Raw genomic sequence first — 22,883 nt, forward strand, 5'->3', positions numbered from 1 at the left:
TCTTAGGTTCATCGAAGAACCGTCCTACAGCCACGCTTTGTCCCGTTCGTTAACGTCGCGCAGCCCTTACCCGGGGCTGCCGATGAACGAACACACAAGGACAGTCAGTGGCTAGCAACAAGCACATTCCCCAGGTTAGAAACCCGCCGTCAGGGGACGGGCATCACATCAGCTACCGCGACATGACCGCCACTGAACTGGCAGAACGCGAGGCCCGGCAAAACGCCCATGACGCGATGCTCGCCAGGCAAGCGGCATTCGAACGCAGCCGTCAGATCGCTCCGATCGCACAGGCGCCCGTCCGGGCCGGATGCGTCTTCGCCAAATCCTGCAACCTGCCTGATGCGATCATCGATTACGCCAATCCCTCGGGCATGGTGCCCACCGACAGCCTTGAAGATTACGGCGAGATTGCATGGCTGGGAGCTCGCGAGGTAGATGAAAGCGGTCTGCTGAATCTACAAACGATCAGCGGCACCACCCTATCACTGGGCCTCGGTCAACTGGCCCTTCGCGCGCCGGCTCTCGCCGCTCCCGTCATAGGCGCAGGTGTTGCTCTCGGTACGGCTGCCGCCGCGACATTAACCGGGCTGGTCGCGCTGTTCTGGACGCCCACCCTGGGCGACAGCGCCCTCTACACCGAAGACCAACTGCGCGCCCTCAAACATGCCCGCACGCGTATGCGCCTGCAAATCGAACAGCGGGAGGACGGCAGCCTCAAGGGCTACGCCTTTTACACCGGCAAGAATCGTGATTGGGAAATGGTCGATGTGGTGCAGATCGCTTTGCGCGATAGCCAATACATAGCCGACCTCGGTGCAGGCATCGAACTGATCTGGACCCCGGCATTAGACGCTTCCGACATCCTCGGCATCCCCAAACTGGAAGCCGCCCCGCAAGCCCCGCACATCTGGGTTTATCCGCCGACGAAACTGGCTGACGGGATTATCGTTAATCCGGTTTATCCGCCTGAGTACAAGGATTTCATTCTTGTGTTTCCGGTGGGGTCGGGGGTGAAGCCGGTTTATGTTGTGGTGAGCGTTTCTGGTAGAAAATTACCAAATCCAGATCACGATTATCACTCGGCACCCGAAACGGAAGAAATTACAGGCTTTTCAGGTCTGAAAGAGGCGAAAAGGAAAACCCCAAAACAAGGCGGTGGAGGCCTCCGGGAGAGGTGGACCGATGCCAAAGGTAGAAGGATTTATGAGTGGGACTCACTACATGGAGAACTCGAAGCTTATCGTGCAAGTGATGGAAGCCATCTAGGTTCATTCGACCACAAAACGGGCGAACAAATAGATCTACCAAAGAAAGATCGCAATATTAAAAGATTTTTATGAGGCAGAGATGGGACTGAAAATAAGGTTGGATTGGTTCGATAAGACCACCGAAGTATTAGAGGGAAAGGAATACTCTGCCGATCTCGGCGACGACGGCTCGATCATTGAAGCAATGGGTTTGATGGATGCTAACGAAATATACGATGGTGGATTTAATGTAGTAGATGCCTGGATTGCTAAGCTGCAGCCTCTTTTCAACCATCAAATCGACACCACCACTTTCGATTACCAAATAGCGTTTCGATATCGACAGGCATGGTGAAGGACGGTTTATGTGGTGGTGAGCGCGCCTCACCGCAGATCCAACCAGAAAGGCAGAACCATGAAGCACCGAATTATGCGCGTTAAGAAGGGAGAGGATTTCCCTGTGTATGAAGGGGATATTTCAATCGCTTTAGCAAAACTAACAGTCATTATGGGTTGGATCGAAGATGAAGTCTGTCTGCATGATTACAGACTTACCGAGAGTCAAATCGTGGATATAGAAAAAGCTAGCTCGCTGGATTTGCCTAGAAATCTTGATTTGTATTTGACCTCACAAATTTGAGGTTCAGAAAAAACCCCGACCAGTCACCTGATCGGGGTTTTTGTTTACCCGGCTTTCCGCTTAGTGCGAAACGCGGCTCGTGCCATCAACGGTAGCAATCCGCACACGCTCGCCAACACGGAACACTTCGTTTTCCTGAACCTGTTGCACGTAGGCGCGCATGCTGCCGTCGTCTTCGCGGACGGTGATTTCCACGCCCTGGGTGCGGGTCAGGCCTTCTTCGGCTGCGGAACCGACGAGGCCGCCGGCGACTGCGCCAATGACCGCAGCCACGATACTGCCCTTACCGCCACCGATGGCGCTGCCACCTACGCCACCCACCGCTGCACCGGCGAGGCCGCCGATTGGGGTTTTGGTGCCTTCGATTTTCACCGGACGCAAGGCTTCGATGGTGCCCATGCGAATCGTCTGCACCCGACGCGCTTCGTCACGGGAATAGGAGTCACCGGTCAAGCTCGATTGGCAGCCAGTGAGCAACATCGCCATCGTGGAAAAGGAAGCAACCAGCAGAACAGACTTACGCATAGCATCAACTCCAAAGGACAGGTAATCATTAAACTCCGCAGCTTGACGCCTGTCACGGCATCGCCGGGATAAAAATGGTTTCATTCAGTTCCAGTACAGGCGCTGCCGCAAACTGCCGGGCGAACGCGGCAAATTCAACGATCTGCGCTGCTGACTCAGGATTTTCATGGATTACTTTATCATTGTCGTCACTACTGTTGCCGGACTGTACTTCCACTGGTGGCTATTTGTACGTATCAAACGCTGGATGGACCGCGATCTGGCGTTAGCCCTGGCCGGTCAGGATGAGCAGAAAAAAGCATTCATGCTCGAACGATTGGCGAGCGCGTATGCGCAGAAGATCAAGCGTCGAGATCTGCCGAAGTGGCTGGAGGCCGCTGCGGCAGGGTATCCCGATCGGTAGACTGCTCAGGGTGCCAGACGTTCAAGAATCCAGTCGGCGCCCTGCAAACGATAGTTCAGGCGGTCGTGCAGGCGGCTCGGACGGCCCTGCCAGAACTCGATGCGCTCCGGCAGCAGGCGATAACCACCCCAGTGTTCAGGGCAGTGAGGCTGGGAGTCGCTGAAACGTTGCTCGATGTCCTTGAGCAACGCTTCCAATTCACCGCGATCAGCAATCACCCGGCTCTGAGGCGAAGCCCAGGCACCGAGGCGGCTGCCCAGCGGGCGAACCTGATAGTAAGCGTCGGACTCTTGCGGTGTGACCTTGACCACCCGCCCCTCGATGCGCACCTGGCGCTCCAGGGCGGGCCAGAAAAAGGTCATGGCCGCGAACGGGTTCGCGGCCATGTGTTGGCCCTTGGCGCTGTCGTAATTGGTGAAGAACGTGAAGCCCTGCGCGTCCAGGCCCTTGAGCAGCAGAATGCGGCAATGCGGCCGACCGTCCCGATCGACCGTGGCCAGGGTCATGGCATTGGCCTCCACCGGCGCCTGCTCGGTTTTCACCGCATCAGCGAACCACTGGTGAAACAGCGCGAATGGCTCGGCCGGGGCTTGCGCCTCGGTCAGGCCATCACGGGTGTAGTCGCGGCGCATATCAGCCAAGGCCTTGGTCATGGCGCATTCCTTCTGGTTAACGAATCACTTCTTTGTGGTATCGGCGGCGACTTTCGTCGCATCGGCAGTCGCTTTGGCCGGTGTGGTCTTTTTCGCTGGCGTCGCGGTTTTAGCCGGCGCCTTCTTGGCTGGCGCCTTGGCAGCTTTCTTCGCCGGCGCCTTTTTCGCCACCGGTGCAGCCGCTTTTTTAGCATCGGCCGGCGCTGGCGTCACTGGCTTGGCGACTGGCTTGATGTCCTGGGCGGCAACCATGCGCACCGGTGCCGGGGCCGGCATGTTGTACTTGCTCAGCAACGCGACCATGGTGTTTTGCGGCGTTACCAGCAGCTCCACACGACGGTTCAAGGCGCGACCTTCAACGCTGTCGTTGGCGGCACGCGGTGCTTCGCCGCCCATGCCGCGCAGCATCAGGCGATCACGCTGCAGACCGCTGAGACGGAAGATCGCGGCAACGGCTTGCGCACGTTCCTGACTCAGCTTCACGTTGGCCGGTGCGGCGCCCGAGGTATCGCTGTGACCGAGCACCAGCACGGCAGTTTTAGGATCGACTTCGAGGATCTTCGCGACGCGCGTGAACGGGCCGAGGGTCACCGGCAGCAGCATCGCCGGACGGTCCGGGTTGAACGAGCCTTCGACCGGCGCGGTCACCACCAACACGTTTTCACGGCGTTCGAGTTGCAGGTTGCTGTCCTTGATCGCTGCACGCAGACGCGGCTCGTAGTCATCGAGCCAGGCCTGGGTGACTTTCGGATCCGGCATCGGCACGGCTTTGGCGGTGCTCTGCTCTTTGCCGCCGAACGGCCACCACCAATTGCCACTTTCCTTTGCCTCAGCCTTGGCTACTTCGACTGGCTTGGCTTCAGGTTTTACCTCTGGTTTTGTGTCGAGCACTTCCTCGGTGCCGAACGGCCAGTACCAAGGGCTGGTGCTTTCGGTCTTGGCCACCGGGGCGGTCGCGGCAGGTTTCAAGGGTGCCGGAGCCGGCTCTTTGGCCGCGACTTTGTCGGAGGAACCGAACGGCCACCAGCTACCGCCGTCTGCATCATTTTTAGGAGTCTGTGCGCAACCGGTAATAGCGAAGCACAGTGCCAAAGCGAGGGTGGGTTTGGTTGACATTGGATATCCACAAAAATGAAGTAATAAAAAATCAGGCCGTATCGGCCCGTATAAACAGACGCTTGGAAACTGAAAAGGCTATCGGGTTCCAGCTCCGGAACCCTTGAGCGAGATTTACAGACAAGTGGCCAGTACCCGCACAAGCTTTTGTGCGCGCGGATCCATCAAGACGTACGGCCCCAGCGTATTTGTCACAAAACCGAAGGCCACATCGTGCTCCGGGTCAGCAAAACCGATAGAACCCCCAGCGCCCGGATGACCGAACGCTCGCGGACCCAGGCCGAATGTCGCGTTGGGCACATCCGGTTGATCGAGCATGCAACCCAGGCCGAAACGGGTCCGGGTCAGAAGCGTCTTGTCCTCGCCAAGGCTGTGTTCGCGGGTCAACTCGTCGAGCATTTCGCCTTCCAGCAAACTGCCATCGAGCAAACCGGCGTAGAACCCGGCCAAACTGCGCGCGTTACCGTGGCCGTTAGCCGCCGGTTGCTGCATGCGCCGCCATTCCGGCTTGTTGGTGCTGGTCAAGACCGAGGGCGGGTTGGTGAACGCGCGGGTGGTCATGGCCATGGGTTCGCGCATGGTCACTTGCAGCAGGCGCTGGGCTGCGGCATCGCCGACGTTGCCCTTGCCACGGGCGATGTGCGCCACGCGGTGAAACTCTTCATCCGCCAGGCCGACGTGGAAATCCAGACCCAATGGCTTGGCGACCCGCGCCACAATGGATTCACCCGGACCGCGCCCGTCAGCCCGGCGCAACAACTCGCCGACCAGCCAGCCGTAAGTGATGGCCGCATAACCGTGGCCCTCCCCCGGCGTCCACCACGGTGTTTCGGCGGCCAGGGCGTCGACCATGGTTTGCCAGTCGTAAAGCGCTTCGGGCGCCAGCAACTCGCGCAACGCCGGCAGGCCGGCCTGATGGCAGAGCAGTTGACGCAGGGTCACGGACTCTTTGCCAGCGGCGGCGAATTCAGGCCAGTAACGGGCAACCGGGGCATCCAGTTGCAACTTGCCTTCGGCCACCAATTGCAGTGCGGTGACAGCGGTGAAAGTCTTGGTGCAGGAGAACAGGTTGGCGATCGTGTCGCTGTGCCAGGCTTCGGCCCCGTCCTTGTCGGCGGTGCCGGACCACAGGTCGACGACGGTTTCGCCGCCGATCTGGATGCACAGCGCGGCGCCACGTTCCTGAGGATCGTCGAACAGCGCCGCGAACGCTTCACGCACTGCCTCGAACTTAAGCTCGTAATGACCCTGAATCTGCACCCGCAACTCCCCGCAAAACGTTTTGTAAAGTGGGCCGCATTGTTCCAGCCCCTGAAGGTTTTGGGAACAGGGGCTGGCTGGGCGGTCAATCGCTCGTAGAAATGATCAGAATGATTTGGCGCCTGTTCAGGCGCCATCGCGAGCAGGCTCCCACAGTGGATTGCGTACTTGCTGTGTGATCGAGCCTGCTCGCGAAGAACGATAACGCGGCGTATCAGAACTCAGTGACCCTTGCCGGAGTGTCCCCCAGCGCCCTTGCCCGGGCCTTTGCCGGCTTCGGCCTTGCGCCCGCCTTCGGCGTCGTGGCTGGCTTTGTCGGTCTCGGCGCCGGCCTTCTCGGCCTCTTTACCTAACTGGTCAATCGCCGCCAGATTGCTCTTGCGCACGCTATCGACAAAGCCCTGGAACGGCAGATCGGTAATCCCCACCAGACCAAAGTGACCATTTTCGCCATCCAGCAGGCGCCCGGTTACAGGCTGGTCGAGGTATTGAAACCAGTGCACGCCGACAATCGACGGTTCGCTCAACGCCTGTTTCAGGAAGTTGGCGTAGGCCGGGCCACGGTCCTCCTCCTTCGCCAATTGCGTCACGCCGCCCCAAAACGGGCCGCGATCAGTCGAGCCGAAATTGAACTCAGTGATCAGCACCGGCTTGTCGAGACTGCGCAGTTTGACGAAGTCGTAACCGTCCTGGGGTTGCAGGGTGTACATGTTGAAACTCAGTACATCGCAATACTGGGCACAGGAATCGACGGCTTCCGGAGTGCTGACGGCAAAGCGGCCACCGAGCAACAACTGGTTAGGCGCATGCCACTTGAGCGAATCGGAAATAGTCTTGAAGTAGGTGTCGGCAAAGACTTTCTGGAAGTACTTGAAGTCGGCTTCGATTTCCGGGTGTTCGGCGCTCGGCAGCGGCGGCACGAAACCGGGGTCTTCCATCAATTCCCACGCCGGCAAATCAATGCCCCATGCCTTGGAAAGCCCCGCCTGATTGCGGTATTTGTCGCGTAGTTGCTTGAGGAACGCGCGTTTGGCCGGCACATCGGTGGTCATTTTCAAGGTGCCGTAGGCCAGTGCGTAGCGGTCTTTCGGATCGTCGCCAGGACCGGCCCAGGCCAATTCGTTGTCGGCGAAGTAACCGATCAGCCAGGGATCGTCGCGGTGGTCGCGGGCGGCGATGGCCACAGCACGTTCGGTGGCCATGGCGAAGCGCGGGTCGAACGGATCAGGCATCCCGCCCCACCAATCGCTGCCTGTGCTGATACTGGCGTAATCGCCGACGATCGACAGCGGCAAGGTGTATGGCACGCGTTCAGCGTCACCGAGTGTCGGAGCGCTCCAGTTGCCGAGAGTGTTGAAGCCCCAGGCTTGCAAACGGTCAAGGGTATGACTGGTCCAGCGTTGCTCATCAAAGGTCGCTTTGCACGGTTCGGCAGGTTTCGGCTCGGCAGATGTCGGCTCGGCCGCTTTCGCCAGCGTTGCATCGGCGGCGCCGGTCTTGGCGGCTTCGGCGACACCGGATTCAGTAGCTGATGGAACGACAGGTCGTTCGGCAGCCTTTTCGGCCGTGGCCTCTACCGCGTCGGCCTTGGCCGCTTCCGCAACGCCAGCCTTGGTGTCACTGCCCAAAGAACACGGATTGCCATACAAACGCTGCAGATTGGCGCCATAGAAGTCGTACCACTTCCCGGCATTGAAACCCCGGCCCTGATCGACGCCATTGCCCCCGCGATTGTCCCCTTCACCGAAGTGACTGGCCAGCGGTTCGTCAGCCTTGGGCAGGGATTCGAACATCCATTCCCGACCGGCGATGTAAGTCTGGTTGACGTCCGCCGTGACGGTATTGACCCCCAGCGAATAGAACGGATGACCTTGCGGCGTCACCAGGTACCAGCGACCGTCGCGTTTCTCGGTGCGGAAAAAGCCGCTGGCCTTGAACGTCGGCCCGGTGGTCGAACCGCCGAACTTGTCCAGCGAGGTCTTTTCGCGCTCGGCCAGCCAGGTTTTCAGTTGTTGCTGTTCCTTGGCCTCGGCGCTTTTAAGTTGCTCATCGCTGCTGACCTTCTCCGGCCACTTCGCCCGGGTCGATTGACCATAGGCGTCCACCAACCCGCCGTACACGGCCTGCGTCACGCCCTCGGCGTCTTGCACGCCAAAGCGTTCCAACAGAATGCTCTGGGCCACTTTCGGCTGATCCATCGACAGGCTCACCGAGACTACCTGGCCGCGATCCAGTTCACCCGCGCTGCTGGCCAGCAAAATACGCTGGCCGTCGACCGTCATCGGCATTGGCGGACCCGCCTTCATGCCCTGGCCCAGCGCCGAAGTCGGTTGCAACGGCACCAACAGCGTCTGCGCCGGGCCCGCCGGAAGGTCGACGCGACTGACCAATGTCTTGCCGTCGTTACTCTGGATGGTCACGTAGAGGGTCACGGCCCAGTTCATGGCGCTCTGGATTCTCAGGCTCATGACGCCCGACTGCGACCAGTCCCACGCCCCGTTCTGCGGGGTCAGGCGCAGGGTGGGCCGGGCAACCGGGTTGAACGTCACCCGGCGCAGCACTTCTCCTTCGGCAGTTTGCTCGGCGTTGGATTGCGGCAGGCTGGCGTCCTGGGTCGCCACCTGGACCACGTCGGCGGGGCGCACAAAGTTGAACAGCGTCTGCTGACCTGCGGGAGCGGCCAGCAAGGGCGTTGCGAACAACAGGGCAAAAACAGCGGGCAGCGAACGGCGAATCATGAGAACGAAATTCTCCCTAACGACCTCGGTGGGCCAATGAAAAAGCGATGACAGAGAGATAGACAACGCGGCGGGCAAAACTGCCCACCGGTGTTTCAGGAAATTTCACGACGGAAAGGAGGCAACGCATTGAGAATCGCTTTGCCATAGCGCTGGGTCACCAGGCGCCGATCAAGCAGGGTAATGGTGCCGCGGTCTTCTTCGGTGCGCAGCAAACGACCGCAGGCCTGGACCAGTTTCAGCGAGGCGTCCGGTACGGAGATTTCCATGAACGGGTTGCCGCCACGGGCCTCGATCCATTCGGCCAGCGCCGCCTCGACCGGATCATCCGGCACCGAGAACGGAATCTTCGCGATCACCACGTGCTCGCAATAAGCACCGGGTAAGTCGACACCCTCGGCAAAACTCGCCAGGCCGAACAGCACGCTCGAATCCCCGCCATCGACTCGCGCCTTGTGCTTGTTCAGGGTTTCCTGTTTTGACAGGTTGCCTTGAATGAACACTTGCTTGCGCCAGTCGCGATCCAGCCCGTCGAACACGTCCTGCATCTGTTTGCGCGAAGAGAACAGCACCAAAGTGCCCCGCGAGCCTTCGACCAGGTCAGGCAGATCACGGATGATCGCGGCGGTGTGCGCGGCTGCATCGCGGGGATCGGCGTTGAGGTTCGGCACTCGCAGAACACCGGCATCGGCGTGATGGAACGGGCTCGGGACCACGGCGGTCACGGCTTTTTTCGGCAGGCCCGCACGCATGCGGAAGCGGTCGAACGTGCCAAGGGCAGTCAAGGTCGCCGAGGTGACAAGCGCGCCGTAGGCCACGTTCCACAAATTGCGCCGGAGCATTTCCGCCGCAAGAATCGGGCTTGCGTTGACCTCGATGTCGAACAGCGAGCCGCTTTCGGCCAGGGTCAGCCAGCGGGCCATGGGCGGGTTGTCTTCCGGGTCTTCAGCGGTGAACGCGACCCATAGCTCCCAGTTGCCCGAAGAGCGGGACAACAAGCTGCCGAACAGCGGATACCACTCTTCGGCCTGGTTGCTGGCGATGCCGATGTTGACCTCGCCGTCCATGCCTTCCTTGAGCAATTCAGTCAGTCGAGTGAACAGATCGGTCAGGCGCGCGAAGCCTTTTTTCAGTTCGATGCCCATCTCGCGCATGTGCTCGGGAATCACGCCGCCGACGAAACGGTGACGCGGGCGCTCGCGGCCTTCGACGTCTTCGCCGGGCTTGAAATCGGAAGCCTGTTCGCAAGCGGTGAACATGAACTGCTGTTGGGTCTTGATCTCCCGCGCCAGCTCCGGCACTTGCTCGATCAGCTTGCCCAAATCACCGGGCAACGGATGCTGGGCCAACAGTTTGGTGAGGTTCTTGGCGGTGGTTTCCAGCCAGTCGGCGGTGGAACGCAGGCGCGTGTAATGGGCGAAGTGGCCGATCGCCTTGTCCGGCAAGTGGTGGCCTTCGTCGAACACGTAGATGGTGTCGCGCGGATCGGGCAGCACGGCGCCGCCGCCCAGCGCCAGGTCTGCCAGAACCATGTCATGGTTGGTAACGATCACGTCAACCTTGCCCATGCCTTCGCGGGCCTTATAAAAGGCGCACTGGCCGAAGTTCGGGCAATGTCGGTTGGTGCACTGACTGTGATCGGTGGTCAGCCGCGCCCAGTCGGCGTCTTCCAGGGCGGTGGACCAACTGTCGCGATCGCCGTCCCATTTATTGCCGGCGAGTTTCTCGATCATGCTGGTGAACAGCTTCTGACTGGCCTCATCGACCTCAATCTTGAAGCCTTCTTCTTCGAACAACTGCGCGGTGGCGGTTTGTGCGTGACCTTCCTGGAGCAACATGTCGAGCTTGGACAGGCACATGTAGCGCCCGCGGCCCTTGGCCAGGGCGAAGCTGAAATTGAGCCCGCTGTTGCGCATCAGGTCGGGCAAATCCTTGTAGACGATCTGCTCCTGCAAAGCGACGGTGGCCGTGGCGATCACCAGGCGTTTGCCGGCAGCCTTGGCGGTGGGAATCGCGGCGAGGCTATAGGCCACGGTCTTGCCGGTACCGGTGCCGGCTTCCACCGCGACAATCGCGGGGTCGCCACTGCGCCGACCTTCGTCGTCGGTGTCGATGTCACCGAGGACTTTGGCAATTTCGGCGATCATCAGGCGTTGGCCGTAGCGCGGCTTGAGGCTCTTGGCTTCGAGAAAACGCGAATAGGCGCCCTGGATCGTGGTTTTGAGTTCGGTGCTGATCATGGATTGTCGGGCGCAAAAAACGCTGGATAAATTTTCAGTGGTTTGGTTCGCCGGCTATCATACCCCGCTAATTAATCCCGCGCAGAACGGAGTACTCGAATGACCGCTTTTAGCCTTGTTTATAGCCTGCATGTCCTCGCCGCGCTGGTGTGGGTAGGCGGCATGTTTTTCGCCTGGATGGTCCTGCGCCCCGCGGCGATGAAGGCGCTGGAGGGCCCTGCCCGGCTAAAGCTGTGGGTAGAAGTGTTTCAAGGTTTTTTTCGCTGGGTCTGGGTAGCGGTGGTGCTGTTGCCGATCAGCGGAGTCGGCATGATCCACCTGCAATACGCCGGTTTTGAAACCGCACCGCGTTACGTGCAGGTGATGATGGGGTTGTATGTGGTGATGACTGCGTTGTTCATCCGGATCCAGGCGTTGATGTTGCCGGAACTGCGCACGGCGGTGACGGCCCAGGATTGGCCGGCGGGGGCCGCAGTGCTGGGAAGGATTCGCCGGTTGGTAGGGATCAATTTGATTGTGGGGTTGGTGTTGGTGGCAATGGCGGCGGTGCGACCCATTTTTTGAGGTGGCGCTGGCCTTGCTCCCGCAGGGTCGCGAAGCGGCCCCAAAAGATGGGCCTGCTACGCAGTCCAGCGGGAGCAAGCTCCCTCGCCACAGGGGTTGTTGGTGGTTCTTATAAGCGCTGCACTGTCACAGAGCCCGCCGCTCCCGCAACCCCCGGCTGCCCGTCGACGCCAGGTTTGCCGCTCTTGCCGCCATCGGCCTTGTAGACCAGGCAGCCCTTGGCTTTGCCGCCCGCTCCCGGCTTGCCGCCAGGACCGGCCACGCCACCGGCACCGCCGGCTACCTGCACCTTGATCTGCTCTGCCGGGTAATCGTGCGGCACGGTCAGCCGCACCAAGGCTCCCGGCGCGCCCGCTTGACCGTCACTGCCATCGCTGCCATCGGCGCCACGACCTGCCTGGCCCCAGGCACAACCCGGCGCCTGCCCATTAGCCCCGTCGAGGCCGACAAATCCCGGCGCACCCGCGCCACCGCGAGCATCCACCAGCAGTTGCGGCGCCTTCAGCGTATTGATCTGCAAATTAAGATTGCGCCCGGCGCGGGCAGCCTTCTGATATGTGCCCGGCGCACCGCGCGCGGTGATCTGGCTGCCTTCGGACAAGTCGGCGCGACTGACCTTCAGCTCCAGCGGTTGTTCGCTGGGCACAATGGCGATTCGCGCATCACGGCCCAGGTGCAATTCGCTGACAGTGACTTCGGTCACGTTCGAGGGGATCAGCAAGGTGCCGTAATCAGCCACTTCCAGGCGTTCCAGCTGCAAAGTGCTGGCGGTGTTGGGCAGGCGCATCAGCGAGTTGGTTTCAACGCTGACCACTTGGGCGCAGGCCAATGGGCTGATGAATGCAGCGAGCAGACAGAGTTTACGCATGGGAAGCCTTAGATGCGGTCGGAGCCGGAATGGTTTGCAGGTGGAAAACGCCAAAAAAGAGGACTTTCAAGCGATCACGCCAAGGGTGGGCGCGGCCCCTGAGACTGCGGTAGCAGAACACCGCCTCCAGCAGGTGAAGCCCCGCCAGCAGGCCGCCGGCCAGATTGACCAGCAGGTGCAGCGGATGGATGAAAGGCATGAGCTGATTGACCAGCACCACCAGCCAGAACACCAGGGTCAACAGCTTCCCCAGCCCCCATATCACCTTCATACGCGCCCCCGATGAGAATTATTGTTTGCGCGCACAGTAACGGCTTCCGCGCGGGATTAGCCAGAGGGCAACCGAAAATTCTTCATGAAGATCGCCGAATGGCTGCCGGATCGATGCAATTCTCGACCCGACAGCTCTATTTCGCGGCTCAGCGATTGATGTGCAATTCCACGCGGCGATTTTTCGCCCGTCCTGCATCGGTTTCATTATCGGCAACCGGCTCACTCTCACCCTTGCCTTCGCTGGTGACTTTGTTCGGCGCAACGTGCTGGCTCAGTAAATATTCGGCGACAGTGCTGGCACGTCGTTCCGACAATCCCTGGTTATAGGCATCCGACCCGACGCTGTCGGTATGACCGACCACCTTGATGCTCACGACGCTGGCGTCCTGCAGGGTGCCCATGACCGCATCCAGTTGACTCTGCATGGCAGGGGTCAAGTCAGATTTATTGAACGCAAACAGCACATCCTCGGCATCGCTCAGGGTGATGACTTCGGTTTGAACAGGTTCTGGCTTCACGCTGGCCGGGTATTGCGGCAGCGGGCAACCGTGGTGTTCGACAGGGGTATTGGCGGGAGTATCAGGGCAGCGATCACGGCGGTCGAATACGCCATCGCCATCTTCATCTCCATCCTGGGCATAGCAGATCAAACCACCGGACATGATACCAAGCGCCGCTCCACCGGCCGCCCAACCGGCACTTTCGATAGCGCCCAGGCCGCCGCCGACCAGTCCGCCGATGAGGCTGCAGATTGGCCAGGTACGTTGATTGAGGGGGGCAGTGCCATCGCTATGAGTAGCGCAGCCGGTCAACAGGCTGCCAAGCAGCAGAACCGGCAAGACGGTCCGTGTGAGTTTGGTCATGTTGAAAACTCCTGTGTCACCGGCCCATACCGGTTACACAGGAGTAAAGACCCGCATCCGCGACTGCACAAGCCGCGGATGCGAGGGACCTAGCGGTTGATTTTGATTTCCGTGCGACGGTTTTGCGCACGGCCGTCAGCGGTTTTGTTGTCTGCAACCGGTTGGCTTTCACCGGCACCGGACACCGACACGAAGCTGCTGCGTGGTACACCACTTTCGATCAGATATTCCACCACCGAGTGGGCGCGTTTATCCGACAGTTTCTGGTTGTAGGCATCGCTGCCCACGCTGTCGGTGTGACCGGTTACGGTCAACCGGGCGCTTGCAGCTTCTTGTTTCAGGCGAGTGGCAATGGTGTTGAGCTTGTCTTTGTCGGCGGCTGTCAGCTTGGCCGAGTCGAACTGGAAGTTGACGTCGCGGATGACAATGACTTCTTCCTTGACCACCACGGCCTCTTCAACCACTGGAGCAGGTGCTGGTGGAGGGCAACCATCGGCATCGACCCTCACGCCTTTAGGCGTGCCCGGGCATTTGTCGCGGCTATCCAGCACGCTATCGCCGTCTTCGTCACCATCACCGTGAACCCAGCAATAGGCTGCTGCCGTACCGCCGACAACCAGGGCGCCCCAGCCTGCCCACGACGAGCTCTCGGTCGCGCCGAGACCCGCACCTACGACACCACCGACCGCCGCACAGGTCGGCCAGTCGGTTTTCTGCAAATCTGCGCAACCAGTCAACACACTGGTTAGCAGAACCAGGGGTAATGCTGTCCGAACTATGCTCATCTAGTTTTCTCCTGAAGGATCGGCTTAGAACCGATTCACGGAGTAAAGACCGGACTTTTAATCTCCGCCAGCAATAGGCCATTGCAGTTTTGCCTGGCGTTCACGACTGATCGTCACATTTACGGTAAACCCGCTCTAGGCTCGAACTGGCGGGCAGGCTAGTCTTGGCAGATCTGATTGAGGATCTTCGATGATTGCAGGTATTTCTTCGCGCACGCCGCAACAGGCGCTGGCCGCTTTGCTGGATCGTTACGCCCCGTCGCGCCTGTTGCTGATTGGCGCCAGCGAGTTCCCCGCGCTTGAAGCGTTCAAGCTTGCGCACCCGGACAGCGAGGTAGCGCATGCGGCACCCGGACCATTGCCCGCCGAACTGGCGGCGCGCCGGTTTGACCTGGCGCTGGTGCTCGATTGCCTCGAACACCTGCCCAAACGCGACGGTCTGAACTTGCTAGGCGGCATTCGCAACCTCAATGCCAGCCGTATCGCGGTGCTGGCGGACCTGCCGGCCAGCGGTTGGCAGGAGACCGATTTTTTCTCCCTGGCCCTGCAAGCCAGCGAACGCTTCCAGCGCGACGAACAAGTGCTGACCCTGTTTACCTATGATCTGCTTGACTACAAACAAGTACCTGACTGGCTCAACTCGCGTTTCTGGGCCAATCCGGAAAACTTCGGGAAATATTGGTGGTAACGCAATGAGTACATCCATTTGCCCTTGCGGCAGCGGCACCCTGCTCGACGCCTGCTGCGGTCATTACCATGCTGGCCATCCGGCGCCTTGTGCCGATGCCTTGATGCGTTCGCGCTATAGCGCCTATGTGCTGGGCCTGATCGATTATCTGGTGGCGACCACCCTGCCCGCGCAGCAACCGGGCCTCGATCGTCAATCGATCAGCGACTGGAGTGCGCAAAGTACCTGGCTGGGCCTTGAGGTGGAAAGCTCGGAAGTCCTCGGCGGACAACCGGAGCACGCCTTCGTGACTTTTACCGCGCGTTGGCACGACGGCAGCGGCGAACACAGTCATCGTGAACGCTCGTCGTTCGTGCAGAACGCCGGGCGTTGGTACTTCATCGATCCGACCGTGCAGCTCGACATCGGACGCAACGACGCCTGCCCTTGCGCCAGCGGGCAGAAATTCAAGAAGTGCTGCTCGGGGTATTTCGGCGTCTAGACTGTGGTTCAAGGAGAACCACGACCATGATCACCCGGCGACTCGCACTCTATCTGCTCACGGCGGCCCTGTTCCTGGGCCTCGGCGGCTGTGCGTCATGGTTCAGCAGCGATGAACCGGACCCCGAGGTGCATCTGGTCCGGGTAGAAGTCGTGCGGGCCAAACTGATGGAGCAACGCTTCGTCCTGCATTTTCGCATCGACAATCCCAACGACAGCGAGCTGACCGTGCGCGGCCTGGAATATCGCATCCACCTTGGCGACATCCTCCTGGCCGAAGGCGAGCATGAACACTGGATCACAGTGGACCCCAACAGCAGCCGTCATTACAAAGTGCCGATCCGCACCAACCTGTGGTCCAAGCTCAAAGGCCTGGTGAAACAGCTGAAAAACGCGGAGCAGTCCATTCCCTATCGTCTGGAAGGTGAACTGGAAACCGGTTTATTCATCGCCCACTACGTGCACCTGACGCGTAATGGCGTGATAATCCCCGCCGATCTAATTCCGGAGTAACCCCGATGACCCAGCAACCCCATGTCCATGGCCCTGACTGCAATCACGATCACGACCATCATGATCACGACCATGGCCATGTCCACGGCCCGAACTGCGGCCATGCTCACCAGGAACCGGTGCGCAACGCCCTGAAAGACGTTGGTCGCAACGATCCTTGCCCATGCGGCAACGGCAAGAAATTCAAGAAGTGCCACGGCGCTTGATGGGTTAGCCCCATCCCCTGTAGGAGCCGGCTTGCCGGCGATCAATGCAACGCGGTCTGTCAGACACACCGCTTCGCTGGCGAGCCAGCTCCTACAGGTTTTTATTCGGCCATCAGGATTTGTGCGGTACTGACAACCGTCGCGTACTCCCCATGCAGGTTCTCCAACGACATCCCGCGCACCTATTCATAGAGCGTAAACAGGACGGCTTGGACAAATCCAGAAATAAGTCCATACCCCGCTTGCGCGGCCACTGCCTGCTCACTAACGTAGCGGCTTTATTGCGTCTCTACCCCCGCAGGAGCTTTGCCATGGCCTCGCCAGCCCTTACTGATTTTCTACCCCGGTTCGGCGTTGCCGCAGCAGTCGCGGGGGTTTTGAGCCTGACCGGTTGCCAGAGCTTCAATGCCCAGGACACTGTTCCGCCGGCAATCGGCGTACAGCCGCTCAAGGGCCTGGCGCAAAATGTTTCGGTGCGCCGCAATGCCATGGGCATGCCGTTGATCGAAAGCAGCACGTTCCACGACGCGCTGTTCACCCTCGGCTACGTGCACGCCAGCGACCGCATCACGCAAATGGTCACCCTGCGCTTGCTGGCCCAGGGGCGTTTGGCGGAGATGCAGGGCTCTGACCTGCTGGATGCCGACCGCTACATGCGCGCGGTCAACCTGAAGAAAAGCGCCGCTGAGCTGTACAAGGCTTCTTCGCCGCGCCTGCAGCGTTTCTTCGAAGTCTATGCCCGTGGGGTCAACGCTTACCTGTTCCGCTATCGCGACAAACTGCCGGCCGATCTCGCCGCCAGCGGTTACAAGCCTGAATACTGGAAGCCGGAAGATTCGGCGCTGATTTTCTGCCTGTTGAACTTCAGCCAGTCGGCCAACCTGCCCGAAGAAATTTCCTCGCTGGTGCTGGCCCAAACGGTCACCAGCGACAAACTGCCGTGGCTGACCCCCTCCGCCCCCGACGAAAAACTGCCGCTGGCCGAAAGCGAAAAGCTCCAGGGCATTCAGCTCAACGGGCAAGTCCCGGGGCTGGCGGACATCAGCAAAGCCACGAGTCAGTTGTCTGACCTGAATCTGCTGGGCGCCACGTCATCGAACAACTGGGCCATTGCCCCGCAACGCAGCCGCAGCGGCAAAAGCCTGTTGGCCAGCGACGCCCACGGGCCGATGGGCGTGCCGTCGTTGTACAGCTACGTGCAGATCCGCGCACCCAAGTACCAGGCGTCCGGCGTGACCATTGCCGGGTTGCCGATGGTGCTTGGCGGCTTCAACGGCAAAGTCGCCTGGAGCATGACCACCGTCATGGGTGACAACCAAGACCTGTTCCTGGAAAAAATCAAACGCCAGGGCAACGGCCTGGCCTATGAAGTCGGCGGTAAATGGCAAGCGGCGACCGTGCGCAACGAAACCTATTTCGTCAAAGGCCAGCGGCCGATTCGCGAAGCGGTGTTTGAAACCCGCCACGGCCCGCTGCTCAACAGCGCCCAGGGCCTGGCACAGGGCAGCGGCTACGGCCTGGCCTTGCAAACACCGAATTTTACTGACGACAAAACTCTGGACGCGTTTTTCGACCTGTCCCGCGCGCAGAATGTCGAAAGAGCATCGGACGCCAGCCGCGAGATCCGCGCCATCGCCCTGAATCTGGTGTTTGCCGACGCGAGCAACATCGGCTGGCAAGTCACCGGCCGTTTCCCGAACCGTCGCGAAGGCGAAGGCCTGCTGCCCTCGCCGGGTTGGGACGGTCGTTATGACTGGGACGGATACGCCGACCCGATGCTGCACCCTTACGATCAGGACCCGGCCCAAGGCTGGCTCGGCACCGCCAACCAGCGGGTCATCCCCCATGGCTACGGCATGCAGCTGTCCAATTCCTGGTCGGCCCCGGAGCGTGGCGAACGCCTGGCGGAACTGGCCAGCGTTGGCAAACATGACACCCGCAGCGTGATCGCCATGCAGTACGACCAGACCACCACCTTCGCCGCCAAACTGAAAAAAATGTTCGAGGCACCGGGCATGGCCCAGCCGCTGAAACAGGCGATTCAGGCCTTGCCGGTGGCCGATCAAGGCAAGGCGCGCGAGGCACTGACCCGCTTGATGGCGTTCGACGGCAAGCTCAGCCCGACTTCCGCCGACGCGGCGATCTACGAGTTGTTTCTGCAAGAAAGTACCCAGCAGATTTTCCTCGATGAATTGGGCCCGGAAAGCAGCCCGGCGTGGAAAGCCTTTATCGCCAACGGCAAGTTGTCCTATGCCGCCCAGGCCGATCACCTGCTGGGGCGCGAGGACAGTCCGTTCTGGGATGACGCGCGCACCGCGCAGAAAGAAGACAAACCGGCGATCCTCGCCCGCAGTCTCGCCGCAGCGATCAGTGCTGGCGACAGCCAGTTGGGCGGCGATCACAAGGCCTGGCAGTGGGGCAAATTGCACCGCTACGAATGGAAGAACAGCAGTGGCCAGACCGTGCGCGGTCCGCTGGCGGCCGGTGGCGATCACACCACGCTCAACACTGCTGCATTCGCCTGGGGCCAGGACTTCAACACCACGTTGGCACCGGCCATGCGCTTCATTGTCGACTTCGGCCAGGCCGAACCGCTAATGGGCCAGAACGCCACCGGCCAGTCCGGCAACCCCGCCAGCCCGAACTACCTGAACAGCATCGACGCGTGGCTGAAGGGCCAATACATCAGCCTGCCGATGCAAACGCAGAACTACGACAAGATGTACGGAACCAAGCGCTTGACCCTGACACCAGGGAAATAAACCTATCTCTTGTAGGAGCAAGCTTGCTCGCGATGGCGGTGTGTCAGTCACCTCAATGGCGGCTGATATGGCCTAATCGCGAGCAAGCTTGCTCCTACCGGTTGCATGGTGCTCGCCCCTACATCCCGATAGAACTTCTCGCCACGCGCCCACCTCATAGCTAACAAGTCCCTCCATTCCGGCAACGACATGGATCTTGTTATCGCACGTCCCGAAGGCTTGTACTGCCCCGCCGGCGATTTCTACATCGACCCGTGGCGGCCGGTCGAGCGTTCGGTCATCACCCACGCCCACGGCGACCATGCCCGCACCGGTAATGAACATTATCTGGCGGCGTCCCCCGGTGAAGGGATTCTGCGCGCCAGATTGGGCCAGGACATCAACTTGCAAACCCTGGCCTATGGCGAGCGGTTGCTGCATCACGGCGTCACCTTGAGTTTTCACCCCGCCGGTCACGTACTCGGCTCGGCGCAGGTGCGCCTCGAATACGGCGGCGAAGTCTGGGTCGCTTCCGGTGACTACAAAATCGAACCCGACGGCACCTGCGCACCGTTCGAACCGGTGCGCTGCCATACCTTCATCACCGAATCGACCTTCGGCCTGCCGATCTATCGCTGGCAACCGCAGGCAGAGGTGTTTGCCGAGATCAATCAGTGGTGGCAAGCCAATGCCGCCGAGGACAAGGCCAGCGTGCTGTTCTGCTATTCCTTCGGCAAGGCTCAACGCATTCTCCACGGTATCGACGCCAGCCTCGGCCCCATCCTGGCGCATGGCGCGGTTGAGCCGTTGAACCGTGTTTATCGCGAAAGCGGCGTCTACCTGCCGCCAACGATTTATGCCGGGGAACTGAAAAAAAGCGACCCGATGATACGCAAAGCCCTGGTCATCGCCCCGCCTTCGGCCAGCGGCAGCACCTGGATGAGTCGTTTCGGCGACTACAGCGACGGCTTCGCCAGCGGCTGGATGCGCCTGCGCGGCACGCGTCGGCGTCGCGGTGTGGATCGCGGCTTCGTCTTGTCCGATCACGCCGATTGGCCTGGCCTGCTCTGGGCCATCGAACAGACCGGCGCCGAACGGGTGATGGTCACCCATGGTTCTGTCGCCGTGCTGGTGCGTTACTTGCGCGAGCAAGGCCTCGATGCACAGGGCTTCACCACCGAATACGGGGACGATGAAGAGGAGCCTTCACCCACCGCGCCCGAGCTCGTCGAGGCGCAGCCATGAAAGCGTTCGCCGAGTTGTACAGCGAGCTCGACGCCACGACCTCAAGCAACGCCAAACTGGCCGCGATGCAACGCTACTTCGCGCAGGCAGCACCTGAAGATGCCGCGTGGGCGGTGTACTTTTTGTCCGGCGGGCGTCCCCGGCAACTGGTGCCAGTGCGCGTCCTGCGGGAATTGGCAGTAGCGTATTCCGGGCTGTCGACATGGTTGTTCGAAGAGAGCTATCAGGCGGTGGGCGATCTGGCAGAGACCATTTCACTGGTTCTGCCGGAATCGATGCATAGCTCCAGCGACGGGCTGGCGGTGTGGATCGAAGACAAATTGCTGCCCTTGCGCGGCGAATCCCCCGTCGTGCTCGCCGAACGACTACCCGAACTCTGGAAGCAACTGGACCGCTCCAGCCTGATGTTGTGCATCAAATTGATCACCGGCAGTTTTCGCGTAGGCGTTTCCAAGTTACTGGTGACCCGAGCCCTGGCGTCCATGGCTCATCTGGACAGCAAACGCGTGGCTCAGCGTTTGGTGGGCTATACCGACTTGTCCAACCGCCCGAGCGCGGCCAATTACTTGAAATTGATCGCCGCCGAATCGGCGGATGAACATGCCCAACGCGGCGGTCAGCCCTATCCGTTTTTCCTCGCCCACGCGCTGTCGCAACCGGTCGAACAATTCGAAGCGCTGCTCGGCCCGGCCAGCCAATGGCAAGTCGAGTGGAAGTGGGATGGCATTCGTGCCCAAGTGGTGAAACGCGACGGTCGACTGTGGGTCTGGTCGCGGGGTGAAGAACTGGTCACAGAACGTTTTCCCGAGTTCGAAAGCCTGGTTCATTGCCTGCCCGACGGCACGGTGATCGACGGGGAAATTGTTGTGTGGAAGCACCAGCCACCCGACACCGAAGATGCCTTCAACCCACAATCGCCAGCGTCGCCCTCCGTCCAGCCGTTCGCCCTGCTGCAACAGCGGATCGGCCGAAAAACCCTGAGCAAGAAAATTCTCACTGACGTCCCCGTGGTCGTGCTCGCTTACGACTTGCTGGAATGGCAGGGCGAAGACTGGCGCAACCACCCGCAAGCCCGGCGTCGCGCACAACTGGAACAAGTCATCGCCCACGCCAACAACCCGGTGCTACTCGCCTCGCCATTGTTGACCGGTGCGGACTGGTTCGATCTCGCCCGGCAGCGGGAAGCGTCTCGCAGCCTCGGCGTCGAAGGCATGATGCTCAAGGCGCGGGAGGCGCTGTACGGCGTTGGTCGCACCAAGGACATCGGAGTGTGGTGGAAATGGAAAGTCGACCCGTTCAGCGTCGACGCGGTGCTCATTTATGCGCAACGCGGGCATGGCCGTCGGGCCAGTCTCTACAGCGATTACACCTTCGCCGTCTGGGACGGGCCACCCGATGCCAGCGAACGCACGCTCGTGCCGTTCGCCAAGGCCTACTCGGGGCTGACCGATGAAGAAATGCGTCAGGTAGACAACATCGTGCGTAAAACCACGGTGGAAAAGTTCGGTCCGGTGATCAGCGTGAAACCCAGCCTGGTGTTTGAGCTGGGGTTTGAAGGCATTGCCCTGTCCAAGCGGCACAAGAGCGGGATCGCGGTGCGTTTTCCGCGGATGTTGCGCTGGCGGCAGGACAAGACGGTCGAAGAGGCTGATCATCTCGCGACGTTGCAGGATTTGCTTGCCTGAACGTATTCATCTGTAGGAGCCGGCTTGCTGGCGATGCCGGTGTGTCAGCTGCCATCCATGTGAATGATGCGGCGGTATCGCCAGCAAGCCGGCTCCTACAAAAATCAGATGTTTCCAGCCCCCGCCACAATGATCAGGATCCAAAACGGTGCAGGCTTCCCACGCCGCCCATTTTCGTGCACTAATCCTCTCCGGCAATTTCCCGAGCGCCTTTTAAACGCTTGTTCGCCACTCTGGTTCGGAAATTGCTACTTTCATTAGGTCTTACGCTTACCAGTAACAATAATTCTGCGCCACAAGCGCTCATATTGGTTCTTAGGGATTGAATAATGAAAAAAGCATTGCTGACCCTTTCTGCACTGGCATTGTGCGTAGCTGCTGGCTCTGCGCTGGCAAAGGAATACAAGGAATTGCGTTTTGGCGTTGACCCTTCTTACGCACCGTTCGAGTCGAAAGCGGCCGACGGCAACCTGGTGGGTTTCGACATCGATCTGGGCAACGCAATCTGTGCCGAGCTGAAGGTCAAGTGCAAATGGGTCGAAAGCGATTTCGACGGCATGATTCCTGGCCTGAAGGCCAATAAATTCGACGGCGTGATCTCCTCGATGACCGTCACCCCGGCCCGCGAAAAAGTCATCGACTTCTCCAGCGAGCTGTTCTCCGGCCCAACCGCTTACGTTTCCAAGAAAGGTTCGGGCATCACCGCAGACGTCGCTTCGCTGAAGGGCAAAACCGTAGGCTACGAGCAAGGCACCATCCAGGAAGCCTACGCCAAAGCCGTTCTGGACAAGGCTGGCGTCAAAACCCAGGCCTATCAGAACCAGGACCAGGTGTATTCCGACCTGACTTCCGGTCGTCTCGACGCCGGTATCCAGGACATGTTGCAAGCCGAACTGGGCTTCCTGAAGTCGCCAAACGGTGCCGATTACGAAATCAGTAAGCCGGTCGACAGCGAACTGCTGCCAGCCAAGACGGCGGTCGGTATTAAGAAAGGTAACACCGAGCTGAAAGCACTTTTGGATAAAGGTATCAAAGCGTTACACGATGATGGCACCTACGCCACCATTCAGAAAAAACACTTTGGCGATCTGAATCTGTACAGCGGCAAATAATGCCCGGCGCCCATCTCGCGATGGGCGCTTTTTTT

The 22,883-nt window shown here is 60.2% G+C and carries 23 protein-coding genes; 13 read left to right on the forward strand and 10 right to left on the reverse strand.

The window, feature by feature from the left end; translation table 11 throughout:
• Positions 1–107: 107 nt before the first annotated feature.
• Genes ABVN21_RS17415 through ABVN21_RS17425 form a run of 3 tightly spaced genes read left to right on the forward strand, consistent with a single transcriptional unit; the run spans position 108 to position 1,890 of the window.
• On the forward strand, positions 108–1,343 hold the full coding sequence (locus tag ABVN21_RS17415; protein ID WP_339555029.1) for a colicin E3/pyocin S6 family cytotoxin: 1,236 nt from the start codon (positions 108–110) through the stop codon (positions 1,341–1,343).
• 7 nt (positions 1,344–1,350) lie between these two features.
• On the forward strand, positions 1,351–1,605 hold the full coding sequence (locus ABVN21_RS17420; protein ID WP_339555028.1) for a colicin E3-like toxin immunity protein: 255 nt from the start codon (positions 1,351–1,353) through the stop codon (positions 1,603–1,605).
• 60 nt (positions 1,606–1,665) lie between these two features.
• Positions 1,666–1,890 carry a hypothetical protein gene (locus tag ABVN21_RS17425; protein ID WP_339555027.1) on the forward strand — a complete coding sequence of 75 codons (225 nt, stop codon included), beginning with the start codon at positions 1,666–1,668 and terminating at the stop codon, positions 1,888–1,890.
• A gap of 60 nt (positions 1,891–1,950) precedes the next feature.
• On the opposite strand, the gene ABVN21_RS17430 is transcribed toward ABVN21_RS17425, so the two are convergent.
• Positions 1,951–2,415, reverse strand: a complete 465-nt coding sequence (locus ABVN21_RS17430) for a glycine zipper 2TM domain-containing protein (protein WP_034146759.1) — start codon at positions 2,413–2,415, stop codon at positions 1,951–1,953.
• A 166-nt stretch (positions 2,416–2,581) separates the two neighbouring features.
• Here ABVN21_RS17430 and ABVN21_RS17435 point away from each other — a divergent pair, with 166 nt between their 5' ends.
• Positions 2,582–2,818, forward strand: coding sequence for a hypothetical protein (locus ABVN21_RS17435; protein ID WP_339555026.1), 237 nt, complete (start codon positions 2,582–2,584; stop codon positions 2,816–2,818).
• Positions 2,819–2,823: 5 nt separating this feature from the next.
• Here the strand turns inward: ABVN21_RS17435 and pdxH are convergent, their stop codons facing one another.
• From pdxH to dinG, 5 genes are all read right to left on the reverse strand, one after another.
• Complete coding sequence (gene pdxH, locus ABVN21_RS17440; protein ID WP_339555025.1) at positions 2,824–3,471, reverse strand: pyridoxamine 5'-phosphate oxidase; 648 nt, start codon at positions 3,469–3,471, stop codon at positions 2,824–2,826.
• 24 nt (positions 3,472–3,495) lie between these two features.
• Positions 3,496–4,587: an OmpA family protein gene (locus tag ABVN21_RS17445; protein WP_339555024.1), complete on the reverse strand. Its 1,092-nt coding sequence runs from the start codon at positions 4,585–4,587 to the stop codon at positions 3,496–3,498.
• A 114-nt stretch (positions 4,588–4,701) separates the two neighbouring features.
• The gene (locus ABVN21_RS17450) at positions 4,702–5,847 is read right to left on the reverse strand and encodes a serine hydrolase domain-containing protein (protein ID WP_339555023.1); all 1,146 of its coding nucleotides are present in this window, start codon (positions 5,845–5,847) and stop codon (positions 4,702–4,704) included.
• A gap of 221 nt (positions 5,848–6,068) precedes the next feature.
• Positions 6,069–8,585, reverse strand: coding sequence for a beta-galactosidase (locus tag ABVN21_RS17455; protein WP_339555022.1), 2,517 nt, complete (start codon positions 8,583–8,585; stop codon positions 6,069–6,071).
• A 95-nt stretch (positions 8,586–8,680) separates the two neighbouring features.
• Positions 8,681–10,825 (reverse strand): ATP-dependent DNA helicase DinG, encoded by a 2,145-nt coding sequence (gene dinG, locus ABVN21_RS17460; RefSeq protein ID WP_339555021.1) that lies wholly within the window; start codon positions 10,823–10,825, stop codon positions 8,681–8,683.
• Between the two features lie 99 nt (positions 10,826–10,924).
• Between dinG and ABVN21_RS17465 the strand changes: the two genes are divergently transcribed.
• Positions 10,925–11,389: a CopD family protein gene (locus tag ABVN21_RS17465; protein WP_339555020.1), complete on the forward strand. Its 465-nt coding sequence runs from the start codon at positions 10,925–10,927 to the stop codon at positions 11,387–11,389.
• A gap of 109 nt (positions 11,390–11,498) precedes the next feature.
• Here the strand turns inward: ABVN21_RS17465 and ABVN21_RS17470 are convergent, their stop codons facing one another.
• The 4 genes from ABVN21_RS17470 to ABVN21_RS17485 form a co-directional block, all read right to left on the reverse strand.
• Positions 11,499–12,257, reverse strand: a complete 759-nt coding sequence (locus tag ABVN21_RS17470) for a collagen-like protein (RefSeq protein WP_339555019.1) — start codon at positions 12,255–12,257, stop codon at positions 11,499–11,501.
• Positions 12,250–12,528: a DUF1145 domain-containing protein gene (locus tag ABVN21_RS17475; protein WP_339555018.1), complete on the reverse strand. Its 279-nt coding sequence runs from the start codon at positions 12,526–12,528 to the stop codon at positions 12,250–12,252. The genes ABVN21_RS17470 and ABVN21_RS17475 overlap by 8 nt, the downstream gene beginning before the upstream one ends.
• Before the next feature lie 148 nt (positions 12,529–12,676).
• Positions 12,677–13,393 carry an OmpA family protein gene (locus ABVN21_RS17480; RefSeq protein WP_339555017.1) on the reverse strand — a complete coding sequence of 239 codons (717 nt, stop codon included), beginning with the start codon at positions 13,391–13,393 and terminating at the stop codon, positions 12,677–12,679.
• Positions 13,394–13,482: 89 nt separating this feature from the next.
• Positions 13,483–14,178: an OmpA family protein gene (locus ABVN21_RS17485; protein WP_339555016.1), complete on the reverse strand. Its 696-nt coding sequence runs from the start codon at positions 14,176–14,178 to the stop codon at positions 13,483–13,485.
• Positions 14,179–14,368: 190 nt separating this feature from the next.
• Here ABVN21_RS17485 and ABVN21_RS17490 point away from each other — a divergent pair, with 190 nt between their 5' ends.
• The 8 genes from ABVN21_RS17490 (at position 14,369) to ABVN21_RS17525 (ending at position 22,848) form a co-directional block, all read left to right on the forward strand.
• On the forward strand, positions 14,369–14,866 hold the full coding sequence (locus ABVN21_RS17490; RefSeq protein ID WP_034146771.1) for a DUF6231 family protein: 498 nt from the start codon (positions 14,369–14,371) through the stop codon (positions 14,864–14,866).
• Between the two features lie 4 nt (positions 14,867–14,870).
• On the forward strand, positions 14,871–15,347 hold the full coding sequence (locus ABVN21_RS17495) for a YchJ family protein (protein WP_339555015.1): 477 nt from the start codon (positions 14,871–14,873) through the stop codon (positions 15,345–15,347).
• A 26-nt stretch (positions 15,348–15,373) separates the two neighbouring features.
• Positions 15,374–15,859 carry an LEA type 2 family protein gene (locus ABVN21_RS17500; protein ID WP_339555014.1) on the forward strand — a complete coding sequence of 162 codons (486 nt, stop codon included), beginning with the start codon at positions 15,374–15,376 and terminating at the stop codon, positions 15,857–15,859.
• Positions 15,860–15,864: 5 nt separating this feature from the next.
• Positions 15,865–16,065, forward strand: coding sequence for an SEC-C metal-binding domain-containing protein (locus ABVN21_RS17505; RefSeq protein ID WP_034146774.1), 201 nt, complete (start codon positions 15,865–15,867; stop codon positions 16,063–16,065).
• Positions 16,066–16,376: 311 nt separating this feature from the next.
• Positions 16,377–18,827 (forward strand): penicillin acylase family protein, encoded by a 2,451-nt coding sequence (locus ABVN21_RS17510; RefSeq protein WP_339555013.1) that lies wholly within the window; start codon positions 16,377–16,379, stop codon positions 18,825–18,827.
• Positions 18,828–19,016: 189 nt separating this feature from the next.
• Positions 19,017–20,051 (forward strand): ligase-associated DNA damage response exonuclease, encoded by a 1,035-nt coding sequence (locus ABVN21_RS17515; protein WP_339555012.1) that lies wholly within the window; start codon positions 19,017–19,019, stop codon positions 20,049–20,051.
• Positions 20,048–21,736: an ATP-dependent DNA ligase gene (locus ABVN21_RS17520; RefSeq protein WP_339555011.1), complete on the forward strand. Its 1,689-nt coding sequence runs from the start codon at positions 20,048–20,050 to the stop codon at positions 21,734–21,736. The genes ABVN21_RS17515 and ABVN21_RS17520 overlap by 4 nt, the downstream gene beginning before the upstream one ends.
• A gap of 329 nt (positions 21,737–22,065) precedes the next feature.
• Complete coding sequence (locus tag ABVN21_RS17525; protein WP_339555010.1) at positions 22,066–22,848, forward strand: transporter substrate-binding domain-containing protein; 783 nt, start codon at positions 22,066–22,068, stop codon at positions 22,846–22,848.
• Positions 22,849–22,883: the final 35 nt, after the last annotated feature.

The sequence above is a fragment of the Pseudomonas sp. MYb327 genome, assembly GCF_040438925.1.
Taxonomy (GTDB): Bacteria; Pseudomonadota; Gammaproteobacteria; order Pseudomonadales; family Pseudomonadaceae; genus Aquipseudomonas.

Bases quoted from the DNA above. Each gene is read 5' to 3' on its own strand.
- ABVN21_RS17420 (WP_339555028.1), top strand. From the start codon at position 1,351: ATGGGACTGAAAATAAGGTTGGATTGGTTCGATAAGACCACCGAAGTA.
- ABVN21_RS17425 (WP_339555027.1), top strand. From the start codon at position 1,666: ATGAAGCACCGAATTATGCGCGTTAAGAAGGGAGAGGATTTCCCTGTG.
- ABVN21_RS17430 (WP_034146759.1), bottom strand. From the start codon at position 2,415: ATGCGTAAGTCTGTTCTGCTGGTTGCTTCCTTTTCCACGATGGCGATG.
- ABVN21_RS17435 (WP_339555026.1), top strand. From the start codon at position 2,582: ATGGATTACTTTATCATTGTCGTCACTACTGTTGCCGGACTGTACTTC.
- pdxH (WP_339555025.1), bottom strand. From the start codon at position 3,471: ATGACCAAGGCCTTGGCTGATATGCGCCGCGACTACACCCGTGATGGC.
- ABVN21_RS17445 (WP_339555024.1), bottom strand. From the start codon at position 4,587: ATGTCAACCAAACCCACCCTCGCTTTGGCACTGTGCTTCGCTATTACC.
- ABVN21_RS17455 (WP_339555022.1), bottom strand. From the start codon at position 8,585: ATGATTCGCCGTTCGCTGCCCGCTGTTTTTGCCCTGTTGTTCGCAACG.
- dinG (WP_339555021.1), bottom strand. From the start codon at position 10,825: ATGATCAGCACCGAACTCAAAACCACGATCCAGGGCGCCTATTCGCGT.
- ABVN21_RS17465 (WP_339555020.1), top strand. From the start codon at position 10,925: ATGACCGCTTTTAGCCTTGTTTATAGCCTGCATGTCCTCGCCGCGCTG.
- ABVN21_RS17470 (WP_339555019.1), bottom strand. From the start codon at position 12,257: ATGCGTAAACTCTGTCTGCTCGCTGCATTCATCAGCCCATTGGCCTGC.
- ABVN21_RS17475 (WP_339555018.1), bottom strand. From the start codon at position 12,528: ATGAAGGTGATATGGGGGCTGGGGAAGCTGTTGACCCTGGTGTTCTGG.
- ABVN21_RS17480 (WP_339555017.1), bottom strand. From the start codon at position 13,393: ATGACCAAACTCACACGGACCGTCTTGCCGGTTCTGCTGCTTGGCAGC.
- ABVN21_RS17485 (WP_339555016.1), bottom strand. From the start codon at position 14,178: ATGAGCATAGTTCGGACAGCATTACCCCTGGTTCTGCTAACCAGTGTG.
- ABVN21_RS17490 (WP_034146771.1), top strand. From the start codon at position 14,369: ATGATTGCAGGTATTTCTTCGCGCACGCCGCAACAGGCGCTGGCCGCT.
- ABVN21_RS17495 (WP_339555015.1), top strand. From the start codon at position 14,871: ATGAGTACATCCATTTGCCCTTGCGGCAGCGGCACCCTGCTCGACGCC.
- ABVN21_RS17500 (WP_339555014.1), top strand. From the start codon at position 15,374: ATGATCACCCGGCGACTCGCACTCTATCTGCTCACGGCGGCCCTGTTC.
- ABVN21_RS17505 (WP_034146774.1), top strand. From the start codon at position 15,865: ATGACCCAGCAACCCCATGTCCATGGCCCTGACTGCAATCACGATCAC.
- ABVN21_RS17510 (WP_339555013.1), top strand. From the start codon at position 16,377: ATGGCCTCGCCAGCCCTTACTGATTTTCTACCCCGGTTCGGCGTTGCC.
- ABVN21_RS17515 (WP_339555012.1), top strand. From the start codon at position 19,017: ATGGATCTTGTTATCGCACGTCCCGAAGGCTTGTACTGCCCCGCCGGC.
- ABVN21_RS17520 (WP_339555011.1), top strand. From the start codon at position 20,048: ATGAAAGCGTTCGCCGAGTTGTACAGCGAGCTCGACGCCACGACCTCA.
- ABVN21_RS17525 (WP_339555010.1), top strand. From the start codon at position 22,066: ATGAAAAAAGCATTGCTGACCCTTTCTGCACTGGCATTGTGCGTAGCT.